Origin of the sequence: Ancylobacter sp. VNQ12 (assembly GCF_049445835.1) — a bacterium.
Taxonomy (GTDB): Bacteria; Pseudomonadota; Alphaproteobacteria; order Rhizobiales; family Xanthobacteraceae; genus Ancylobacter.
Genome location: NZ_JBMSDU010000014.1, coordinates 124,753 through 133,995 on the forward strand (window position 1 = coordinate 124,753; position 9,243 = coordinate 133,995).

Annotated in this window: 12 protein-coding genes and 1 pseudogene; 11 read left to right on the forward strand and 2 right to left on the reverse strand. The window is 68.5% G+C overall.

Annotated features, from left to right (window positions below; all coding sequences use genetic code 11):
* Positions 1–17: 17 nt before the first annotated feature.
* Positions 18–353 (reverse strand): ferredoxin FdxA, encoded by a 336-nt coding sequence (gene fdxA / locus ACO2RV_RS17810; protein ID WP_423295409.1) that lies wholly within the window; start codon positions 351–353, stop codon positions 18–20.
* Between the two features lie 157 nt (positions 354–510).
* Positions 511–1,839 (reverse strand): glutamate-5-semialdehyde dehydrogenase, encoded by a 1,329-nt coding sequence (locus tag ACO2RV_RS17815; RefSeq protein WP_423295411.1) that lies wholly within the window; start codon positions 1,837–1,839, stop codon positions 511–513.
* Between the two features lie 236 nt (positions 1,840–2,075).
* Here ACO2RV_RS17815 and ACO2RV_RS17820 point away from each other — a divergent pair, with 236 nt between their 5' ends.
* From ACO2RV_RS17820 to ACO2RV_RS17870, 11 genes and pseudogenes are all read left to right on the forward strand, one after another.
* Positions 2,076–2,909, forward strand: coding sequence for a YihY/virulence factor BrkB family protein (locus ACO2RV_RS17820; protein WP_423295413.1), 834 nt, complete (start codon positions 2,076–2,078; stop codon positions 2,907–2,909).
* An 80-nt stretch (positions 2,910–2,989) separates the two neighbouring features.
* On the forward strand, positions 2,990–3,526 hold the full coding sequence (locus ACO2RV_RS17825; protein ID WP_423295415.1) for a MarR family winged helix-turn-helix transcriptional regulator: 537 nt from the start codon (positions 2,990–2,992) through the stop codon (positions 3,524–3,526).
* Positions 3,507–4,190: a GNAT family N-acetyltransferase gene (locus tag ACO2RV_RS17830; protein ID WP_423295417.1), complete on the forward strand. Its 684-nt coding sequence runs from the start codon at positions 3,507–3,509 to the stop codon at positions 4,188–4,190. The genes ACO2RV_RS17825 and ACO2RV_RS17830 overlap by 20 nt, the downstream gene beginning before the upstream one ends.
* Positions 4,191–4,304: 114 nt before the next feature.
* A complete protein-coding gene (locus ACO2RV_RS17835; protein WP_423295419.1) occupies positions 4,305–4,763 on the forward strand; it encodes a host attachment protein in 459 nt (152 codons plus the stop codon).
* A 278-nt stretch (positions 4,764–5,041) separates the two neighbouring features.
* The gene (locus ACO2RV_RS17840) at positions 5,042–5,986 is read left to right on the forward strand and encodes a hypothetical protein (RefSeq protein ID WP_423295421.1); all 945 of its coding nucleotides are present in this window, start codon (positions 5,042–5,044) and stop codon (positions 5,984–5,986) included.
* 92 nt (positions 5,987–6,078) lie between these two features.
* On the forward strand, positions 6,079–6,555 hold the full coding sequence (locus ACO2RV_RS17845) for a TspO/MBR family protein (protein ID WP_423295423.1): 477 nt from the start codon (positions 6,079–6,081) through the stop codon (positions 6,553–6,555).
* A gap of 34 nt (positions 6,556–6,589) precedes the next feature.
* Positions 6,590–6,793 (forward strand): twin transmembrane helix small protein, encoded by a 204-nt coding sequence (locus tag ACO2RV_RS17850; RefSeq protein ID WP_423295425.1) that lies wholly within the window; start codon positions 6,590–6,592, stop codon positions 6,791–6,793.
* 23 nt (positions 6,794–6,816) lie between these two features.
* The gene (locus ACO2RV_RS17855) at positions 6,817–7,422 is read left to right on the forward strand and encodes a cob(I)yrinic acid a,c-diamide adenosyltransferase (protein ID WP_423295427.1); all 606 of its coding nucleotides are present in this window, start codon (positions 6,817–6,819) and stop codon (positions 7,420–7,422) included.
* A 10-nt stretch (positions 7,423–7,432) separates the two neighbouring features.
* Positions 7,433–8,152, forward strand: coding sequence for a rhomboid family intramembrane serine protease (locus ACO2RV_RS17860; RefSeq protein WP_423295429.1), 720 nt, complete (start codon positions 7,433–7,435; stop codon positions 8,150–8,152).
* 196 nt (positions 8,153–8,348) lie between these two features.
* On the forward strand, positions 8,349–9,098 hold the full coding sequence (locus tag ACO2RV_RS17865; RefSeq protein ID WP_423295431.1) for an electron transfer flavoprotein subunit beta/FixA family protein: 750 nt from the start codon (positions 8,349–8,351) through the stop codon (positions 9,096–9,098).
* Between the two features lie 2 nt (positions 9,099–9,100).
* A pseudogene (locus ACO2RV_RS17870) lies at positions 9,101–9,243 on the forward strand (electron transfer flavoprotein subunit alpha/FixB family protein); the annotation flags it as partial.

Below are 9,243 nucleotides of genomic sequence, written 5' to 3' on the forward strand. Positions count from 1 at the left end.
GGGGCGGCGCGGTGCGGTCAGTCCTGCTTACCCGGTTCGGCGGAGAGATACTGTAGCTTGTCGGCTACACCGTCCCACTCCTTCGCCTCGGGCAGCGGGTCCTTGCGATCGGTGATGTTCGGCCACACCTTGGCGTAGTCGGCGTTGATGGTCAGCCACTTGTCGAGGCCCGGCTCGGTGTCCGGCTTGATGGCTTCCGCCGGGCATTCTGGCTCGCACACGCCGCAGTCGATGCACTCGTCCGGATGGATGACGAGGAAGTTCTCGCCTTCATAGAAGCAGTCGACAGGGCACACCGACACGCAGTCGGTGTACTTGCACTTGATGCAATTCTCCGTGACGACGTAGGTCATTCATCCGGTCTCCGCGCAGGGCATGTGGTTTGGCCCGCGGCCCTCCCCTAGCGCACCGTTCCGAGGGGCGCAAGAAACATAAGCACATGGCTGCGCCCCCGCGCGCTCATGGTCATATCCGTGGCCGTGCGCAGGTCCGCAAGCCTTGCTGCGCCGGTCAGGGCCGGATCTGGCCGGTGCCGCGCACCCGATATTTGAACGAGGTGAGCTGCTCCGCGCCGACCGGCCCGCGCGCATGCATGCGCCCGGTGGCGATGCCGATCTCTCCGCCGAAGCCGAATTCGCCGCCATCGGCGAACTGGGTGGAGGCGTTGTGCACCACGATGGCGGAATCCACCTCGGCGAGGAATTTTTCCGCCGCGGCGTCGTCCTCGGTGAGGATGGCGTCGGTGTGGTGCGAGCCATAGGCCTCGATGTGGTCGATGGCCGCATCGAGGCCGTCCACCAGCTTCACCGAAATGATGGCGTCGAGATATTCGGTGCGCCAGTCCTCCTCGGTCGCCGGCTTCACCCGCGCATCGATGGTCTGGGCGGCCGCGTCGCCGCGCACCTCGCAGCCCTCCGCCAGCAGCATGGTGACCAGCGGCGCCAGCAGGGTCCGCGCGCCGGCGCTGTCGACCAGAAGGGTTTCCGCCGCCCCGCACACGCTGGTGCGGCGCAGCTTGGCGTTGCGCACCACGTTCAGCGCCTTGGCGAGGTCGGCCTTGCGGTCGACATAGATGTGCACGATCCCTTCGAGATGGGCGAACACCGGCACGCGCGCCTCGCTCTGCACGCGCGCGACGAGGCTCTTGCCGCCGCGCGGCACGATGACGTCGACATTGCCGCCGAGCCCGGCCAGCATCTCGCCCACCGCCGCGCGGTCGCGGGTGGGTACCAGCTGGATGGCGTCCGCCGGCAGGCCGGCACTCATCAACCCCTCGACGAGGGCGGCGTGGATGGCGCGCGAGGAATTGAAGCTGTCGGAGCCGCCGCGCAGGATCACCGCATTGCCGGCCTTGAGGCCGAGGCTGCCGGCATCCGCCGTCACATTGGGGCGGCTTTCATAGATCACGCCGATCACGCCGAGCGGGGTGCGCACGCGCTCCAGCTTGAGGCCGTTGGGCCGCTCCCAGCTCTCCATCACCTTGCCGACCGGATCGGCCAGCTCGGCGATCTCCTCGACGCCGCGCGCGGTGGCTTCCAGCCGCGCCTCGTTCAGCGTCAGGCGGTCCAGCATGGAAGCGCTCATGCCGGCGATGGTCGCGGCCGCGACGTCCTCGGCATTGGCGGCGAGGATTTCCGGCGTATGGGCCCGGATGGCGGCGGCGGCGGCGAGAAGCCCGGCGCGCTTGGCCTGTGCCGGCGCGATCGCCAGCGTGCGGGCGGCGGCACGGGCGCGGCGGCCGATGTCGAGCATCAGCGCCGGCACGTCCTGCTGCGGCGCCGGCGCGCCGAGACGGGTCTCGGTGGCGGGAACGGCGCGAAGCGAAGAGGTAGCGGACATGACGGATACTCGGTGAAAGATGGCCCTGCCCCGGCTTCATGCAGGGGTCGCGATAAGGGCGCCCTATCTACCACAATCGCGGCCGGGGGTGCCAAAACGATTCGTGAGACGGCACCGCCATGCCGGCCGCGCCATTAAGCATGCGGCGGGGGAGCGCGGCATCACGTCTTGCCATTTGCGGCGCAACGTCCGATGTGAGGTCCTGCCGTTCGCTTCGATCAGGGAGACCGGGCGCCTTGCTGCGTGCCTTCGACATCGCCTGGGATGCCTTCTGGCGCTTCGTCGAAGACGACGGCTGGGCGATCTCGAGCCATATCGCGCTGTCGGCGCTGATGTCGCTGTTTCCCTTCCTGATCTTCGTCACGGCGCTCGCGGCCTTCTTCGATTTCAAGAACCTCGCCGACGAGACCGTGCAGCTGATGCTGGAAGCGTGGCCGGCCCAGGTGGCGGCGCCCATCGGCAGCGAGATCCGCAACGTGCTGACGCAGGTGCGTACCGACGTCCTGACCATCGGTGTGGTGCTCGCCATCTACTTCTCGTCCAACGGCATCGAGAGCCTGCGCATCGGCCTCAACCGCGCCTATGGGGTGCGCGAGAGCCGCTCCTGGTACTGGCTGCGGCTCGAATCCATCGGCTATGTCGTGGTCGGCGCGGCGGGCCTCCTGGCGCTGTCCTTCCTCGTCGTGCTCGGCCCCGTGCTGTGGCTCGCCGCAGTGCGCTGGGTGCCGGCGCTGGCGCCCTTCGGCTGGGTCATCACCTTACTGCGCTATGCCGCCACCTCGGTGATCCTCATCGTCGCGCTGGTGGTGGCGCATATGTGGCTGCCGGCGGGGCGGCGCCGGATGTCGGACGTGGCGCCGGGCATATTGGTGACGCTGGCGCTCTGGCTCGCCGCCGGCGCCGCCTTCGGCCGCTATCTCGCCGAATTCGCCAACAACTACGTCACTACCTATGCGGGTCTTGCCTCGGTGATGATCGCGCTGGTGTTTCTCTACACCACCGCCTCGATCTTCGTGTATGGCGGCGAACTCAACGCGGCGATACGGCGTGCCCGCGAGGGGCGCCTATAGACGCGAGCCCTGCCGATCGCCTTGCCAAGTATTTGCATATCATATTATATAACATCATATGTAAATGGAGGCGTGTCGCAATGGACGACTTTCTCCGCCGGCTCGGCCATCTCGCGCTCGGCAGCCGGCTGAAACGGCTCGGCGAGCAGTTGCAGACCGAAACCCAGCATGTGGTCGATGCGCTCGACGCCGGCCTGCCCTCCGGCCAGCACCCCTTCCTCGCCGCCCTCGACATGCTGGGGCCGCTGACGGTCGGCGAGCTGGCGCAGGCGCTCGGCGCGTCCCAGCCGGGGGTGACCCGTACGGTGGCGCGGCTCGCCGAGGCCGGGCTGGTCGAGGCAAAGCCGGGTCCGGCGGACCAGCGGCAGAAGGTCGTCTCGCTCGCCCCCGCCGGGCGGGCGCTGGTCGAGGCGGCGAAAGGCGAGCTGTGGCCGCAGATCGACGCTGCCGTCACCGAGCTCTGCGCCGGTCTCGACGGCGGGTTGCTTGCCCAGCTGGCGGCGATCGAGGACCGGCTTGCCGCCGAACCGTTGCCCCGGCGCGTCGCCAGACAACGGGGGCTGGGAACGAGTCCAGCCGCAGGCGGGAGGCGGGCCGATGAACGCGCATCTTCTTGACCGCCCGATCTGGTCGGCGCTGGCGGGCGGCCACGCGCCGCTGGCGCAGGGTGGGCCGCTCGCCAGGCGCTATGCCGCCGAGATCGTTCCCTTCGCCGCCGCGCGCGATGCTGGCGCCGGCGCGCTGCGCGCCCTCGCGGCGCTCGTCGTACCCAGCGAAACCGTCGTGCTGGTGGAGGCGGACGACATCGTGTTGCCCGACGCCCTGTCGCCGGTGTCCGTCGCCGAGGCCGTGCAGATGATCGCCGAAGCGCCCCTGCCGCCGCCGGACGATCCGCGCATCGCCCCGCTCACCGCTGCCGACGCGGCGGAGATGCTGGCACTGGCCACGCTCACCCGCCCGGGCCCCTTCAGCCTCAGGGCGCTGGACCTCGGGCGCTTCTGGGGTATCCGCCAGGACGGCCGCCTCGTGGCGATGGCCGGCGAGCGGCTGCGCCAGCCCGGCTTCACCGAGCTGAGCGGGGTCTGCTCGCATCCCGATCTGCGCGGGCGCGGCCTCGGGCGAGCGCTGTCGCTATTCGTGACGGCGCAGATTCGCGCGCGTGGCGATATCCCTTATCTGCACGCCTATGCCGGCAACCGCGCCGCGATCGGCGTGTACGAAACAATCGGCTTCCGCCGGCGTGGCCGCATGCAGGTGATGGTGGCCCGGCGCGTCGACTGAGATGGCTTGCGCGGGTCTGGAACCCACGCCGCCCCTGCCGTCTTGACCAAGGTCAAGGCGCGAAGCGTTGCGCGGTGCGCGCAATGGCGTCGCCATCAAGTGAAGGAGGCGTGCATGAGCACCAACTATAACAAGATGAAGATCGAGGCCGGCGCGTGGGTCGTAGTCTGCGACGGTCGCAAGGCCCTCATCCTCGTCAATCAGGGAGACGCAGCGTTTCCGAACCTGCGCACGCATGAGGTGCACGAACAGGAGAACCCGCCGGCCGCCGCGCAGGGCACGGATGCGCCTGGCCGCGTGCATCAGTCGGCGAGCCCCGCACGCTCCTCTGTCGAGGGGACGGACTGGCACGACGAGGCCGAGCATGACTTTCTGCGCAAGCTCGCCGCGCGGCTCGATCGGGCAGTGGCGGCCGGCGAGGCCAAATCCGTCGTCGTGGTCGCCGCACCGCGCGCGCTCGGCGTGCTGCGTCCGCTCTACAGTCGTCCGCTGGCCGAGGCGATCGCCGCCGAGGTCGATCGCGACATGGTCAAGCTGCCGGTCTACGAGATCGAGAAGCACCTCGCCGCCTGACGCCGGCTCGCTTCTCGCAGCAGCTTTCCCCCTCTCCCCGAGGGGGAGAGGGTTGGGGTGAGGGGGCTTTCCGCTCCGCAATATTGTCGCCCCTCACCGACCCGCTGCGCGGGCCACCTCTCCCCGATGGGAGAGGAAAGAGAGCCTTACTGGTTGCGCATCGGCACTCACGCAGCGACCCCTCGGGCGGCACGCAAAGCCTGATTTCCTTTTACCCGATGCCGTCTTAACCTGCCTCGCGCACCGGCTGTCCGGTCGCGGGGCAGCCGGGGGCAGCCATGTGGGACTTCTCGATCGGCGCGTCGCTGGGACTGGTGGCGCGCACTTGGCCCTTCGTGCTGCTGCGGCTGGTGGTCTATGCGCTCGCCGCCCTCGGCATGGCGTTCGGCACCGGCATCGGGGTGGGCGTCGGCTGGGGCATCGGCCTCGCCTTCGGCGGCGACGGTGAGATCGGCGGCGCGCTGATTGGCGGCTTTGTGGGGCTCGGTCTGGTGCTCGGCGTGCTGTGGTGGGTGCGCCAGTATTTCCTCTATCTGGTCAAGGCCGGCCATGTCGCAGCGATGGACGCGCTGCTGCGCGGCGGCGACATTCCCGGCGGGCGCTCGCAGATCGAGTACGCCACGCAGATGGTGAAGCACCGCTTCCTCGAGGTGAACGTCCTGTTCGGCGTCGACCTCCTGATCCGCGGCACGGTACGCGCCTTTGTCGGGATTCTCGGACTGCTGACCAACTGGATCCCCGGCATGCGCACGCTAAACGCCTTTGTCGAGGCGGTGCTGCGGGTGGCGCTCGGCCTCGTCGACGAGGTCATCCTCGCCTACATCATCCGCCATGAGGGGCTTCTGCCCGCCGCGGCGGCGCGCGACGGGCTGGTGCTCTATGCGCAGAACGCGGGCGCGCTGGTGCGCAACGCGGTCTGGATAACCCTGTTCGAATATGTGTTGGCGGCACTGATCTTCGTCTTCCTGCTCGGGCCGGCGCTCGGCCTGGCCTATGCGCTGCCGGGCGGCTGGACGGCCTTCGGCGTCGTGTTCGCCTTCGTCGCCGCCTGGGCCTTGAAAGCGGCGCTGATCGAGCCGGTCTCCATCGCCTCGCTGCTGCAGGCCTATGAAATTGCGACGCGTGGCCAGATGCCCGATCCCGCCTGGACGGCGCGGCTCGACGAGGCCTCGCGTGCTTTCCGTGAGCTTGGCGCCCGTCCTGTGCGCCCGCAGGCGACCTGAGCGGGCGACCGTCCGCCGCGGAAGATGCATCCGCCCGGCGGTCTCGTCGTATAAAGACAGAATCAGACGACGCCCCGCCCTTGGAGGAGCCGATGAAGACGCTTTCCTTCTTCCGCCTGGTGATCTCCGTCGGGCTGTGCCTCGCCGTCGGCGCCGTGGGTTCGCTGGCGACGGCGCCGAAGATCCCGACCTGGTACGCGGCCCTCGCCAAGCCCGGCTGGACGCCGCCGGACGCGGCGTTTCCCATCGTCTGGACCACGCTCTACGTGCTGATGGCGGTGGCGCTGTGGCGGCTCTGGCAGCTGCATGCGCCGTCACCCGAGCGGCGGCGGGCGGTCGGCCTTTGGTTCGCGCAGCTGGTGCTGAACGCGATCTGGTCGCCGGTGTTCTTCGGCATGGAGGCGCCGGGCGCCGCGCTCGCCATCATCGGGGTGCTCTGGCTGGCCATCGCCGGTACGATTCTCGCCAGCGCGCGCATCGACCGCATAGCGGCGTGGCTGCTGGCACCCTATCTGGCGTGGGTATCCTATGCGGCGGCATTGAATGCTGCCATTGTCGTCCTGAACTGAAAGCCGGCTTCGACAGGGGCCGCCGGAGAACCCGATGGATCCCGTCACCATCGCCAAATTCATTGTCCTGCCGATCGCCCTGGGCGCGGTGGCGCTGGTGCTTGTGCTCGGCCTCGCCAATCTGGCGAAGGGCGGCTCGCCGCTGCGCTCGCAGAAGCTGATGCAGTGGCGTGTGCTGTTGCAGGCGGTGGCGTTGTGCTTCGTTCTCCTCACCATCATCCTGATGCATCAGGGCTGAAGCGGCGAGGCAACGCATCCCTCATGGTCGTCCTCAACCGCATCTATACCCGCACCGGCGACGACGGCTCGACTGCACTGGGCACCGGCGAGCGCCGGCCAAAATACGATCTGCGCGTCACCGCCTACGGCACGGTGGACGAGACCAACGCCACCATCGGCGTTGCCCGACTGCACACCGGCGGGCGCGACGACCTCGCCGACATCGATGCGGTGCTGGCGCGGGTGCAGAACGACCTGTTCGACCTCGGCGCCGACCTTGCCACACCCGATACCGGCGAGGATCCGGGCTACGAGCCGCTGCGCATCGTCGCCTCCCAGGTCGACGGAATCGAGCGCGACATCGACCTGCTGAACGCGCCCTTGAAGCCGCTGCGCTCCTTCGTGCTGCCGGCCGGCACGCCGGCGGCGGCGCATCTGCATGTCGCGCGCACGGTGTGCCGACGCGCCGAGCGACTGGTGGTGGAACTGTCGCAGACGCCGGGCGAGATCGTCTCGCCGGCGGCGGTGAAGTACCTCAACCGTCTCTCGGACCTGCTCTTCGTCATGAGCCGTGCGGCCAATGCGCGGGCGGAAGGCCCCACCGGCGGCGACGTGCTCTGGGTCCCTGCCGCTGGCCGGGGCGAGTGAGGGGCGAGCCATGCTGCTGCCCATCAATGACGACAACCCGCTCGAGGGCATCACCCACGCCTATGTCACCTGGGCGCTGATCGCGGTGAACATCGCCGTCTTCGTGCTGCTGCAGCAGGGCTACAAGCCGGAGATCGATGTCGCCTCCGCCTTCGGCTATGGCGCGATTCCCGCGGTGGTGACGCATGCCGCCGTGCTGCCGGTGGAATATGAGCGCCTGCCGGCTGAGCTCACCCTCGTCTCCTACATGTTCCTGCATGGTGGCTGGCTGCACCTTGCCGGCAACATGGCGTTCCTCTGGGTATTCGGCGACAATGTCGAGGACGCGCTGGGCCATGTCCGCTTCCTCGCCTTCTATCTCGTCTGCGGCGTCGCCGGCGGGCTCGCCCATGCGCTCGCCATGCCCGATTCCGCCGCGCCGCTGGTCGGCGCCTCGGCCGGCATATCAGGGCTCGTCGGCGCCTATCTCATGCTGCATCCCAATGTGCGCATCTGGGTGCTGATGTTCATGCGCGTGCCGGTGCGCATTCCCGCCATCTGGCCGCTGGGCGCGTGGATCGCCTTCCAGATCTGGAGCCTTGCCACCGCCGGCGATCAGGATACCGCCTGGTGGGCGCATATTGGCGGCCTGCTCACCGGGGCGGTGCTGGTGATCTTCCTGCGGCGCAAGGGTGTCCCGCTCTGGGTGATGACCCGCGACGGAACGCCCGAGGGAAACCCGCCGGTCTAAGGCGGGGCACGACGTCTTGCGGCGTTGACACTCCTCCGGACGGCCCATAGGTTCGCCCCGCTTTTCGCGGGCCGATGCCGCCCGAACCCGTCCAGATTCAGGGATTTCGAGCCCTGAAGGGCTCCAACGGCATCGCCCTCCCCAGATGCGGCTGCCCACGACGGACCTCACCCGTCCGCCGGGCGGGAGGTTGGTGATGAAGATCCTGGTGCCCGTTAAGCGGGTTGTCGATTACAACGTGAAGATCCGTGTGCGGGCGGATGGTTCGGGCGTCGAGCTGTCGAACATCAAGATGTCGATGAACCCGTTTGACGAGATCGCGGTTGAAGAGGCACTGCGGCTGAAGGAGGGGGGTAAGGCTTGCGAGGTGATCGCGGTATCGGTCGGGCCGGTGAAGACGGATGAGACCATCCGCACGGCGCTCGCCATGGGTGCGGATCGCGGCATCTGGGTGAAGACGGACGAGGCGGGTGTCGAACCGCTCACCGTGGCGAAGATCCTGAAAGCCTTGGTGGCGCAGGAGCAGCCGGGCCTCGTGATCCTCGGCAAGCAGGCGATCGACGACGATTGCAACCAGACCGGCCAGATGCTCGCGGCGCTTTTGGGCTGGCCGCAGGCGACTTTCGCCTCGAAAGTGAAGGCCGGTGAGGGCAGCCTCACCGTCACCCGCGAGATCGATGGCGGGCTGCAGACGCTGGAGCTGGCGCTGCCGGCGGTGCTGACCACGGACCTTCGGCTGAACGAGCCGCGCTACGCCTCGCTGCCCAACATCATGAAGGCGAAGAAGAAGCCGATCGAGGAGAAGAGCGCCGCCGATCTCGGCGTCGACCTCACGCCGCATCTGGAGGTGATCTCCACCACCGAGCCGGCGGGCCGCACGGCCGGCATCAAGGTTTCCTCCGCCGCCGAACTGGTGGCCCATCTCAAGACGGCGGGAGTGCTTTGACGATGAGCGACAATCTGCCGACGCTGCTGTTCGCCGAACATGACGACACCCATCTGAACCCGGTCACCGCCAGGGCGCTGACGGCGGCGCTCGCGCTGGGCGCGCCGGTGCATGTGCTGGTGGTGGGCGAGAATGCCCGCCCCGC

What these genes read in the sequence shown, in the direction of transcription:
- fdxA (WP_423295409.1), bottom strand. Translation starts at nt 353, where the DNA reads ATGACCTACGTCGTCACGGAGAATTGCATCAAGTGCAAGTACACCGAC.
- ACO2RV_RS17815 (WP_423295411.1), bottom strand. Translation starts at nt 1,839, where the DNA reads ATGTCCGCTACCTCTTCGCTTCGCGCCGTTCCCGCCACCGAGACCCGT.
- ACO2RV_RS17825 (WP_423295415.1), top strand. Translation starts at nt 2,990, where the DNA reads ATGGACGACTTTCTCCGCCGGCTCGGCCATCTCGCGCTCGGCAGCCGG.
- ACO2RV_RS17830 (WP_423295417.1), top strand. Translation starts at nt 3,507, where the DNA reads ATGAACGCGCATCTTCTTGACCGCCCGATCTGGTCGGCGCTGGCGGGC.
- ACO2RV_RS17835 (WP_423295419.1), top strand. Translation starts at nt 4,305, where the DNA reads ATGAGCACCAACTATAACAAGATGAAGATCGAGGCCGGCGCGTGGGTC.
- ACO2RV_RS17840 (WP_423295421.1), top strand. Translation starts at nt 5,042, where the DNA reads ATGTGGGACTTCTCGATCGGCGCGTCGCTGGGACTGGTGGCGCGCACT.
- ACO2RV_RS17845 (WP_423295423.1), top strand. Translation starts at nt 6,079, where the DNA reads ATGAAGACGCTTTCCTTCTTCCGCCTGGTGATCTCCGTCGGGCTGTGC.
- ACO2RV_RS17850 (WP_423295425.1), top strand. Translation starts at nt 6,590, where the DNA reads ATGGATCCCGTCACCATCGCCAAATTCATTGTCCTGCCGATCGCCCTG.
- ACO2RV_RS17855 (WP_423295427.1), top strand. Translation starts at nt 6,817, where the DNA reads ATGGTCGTCCTCAACCGCATCTATACCCGCACCGGCGACGACGGCTCG.
- ACO2RV_RS17860 (WP_423295429.1), top strand. Translation starts at nt 7,433, where the DNA reads ATGCTGCTGCCCATCAATGACGACAACCCGCTCGAGGGCATCACCCAC.
- ACO2RV_RS17865 (WP_423295431.1), top strand. Translation starts at nt 8,349, where the DNA reads ATGAAGATCCTGGTGCCCGTTAAGCGGGTTGTCGATTACAACGTGAAG.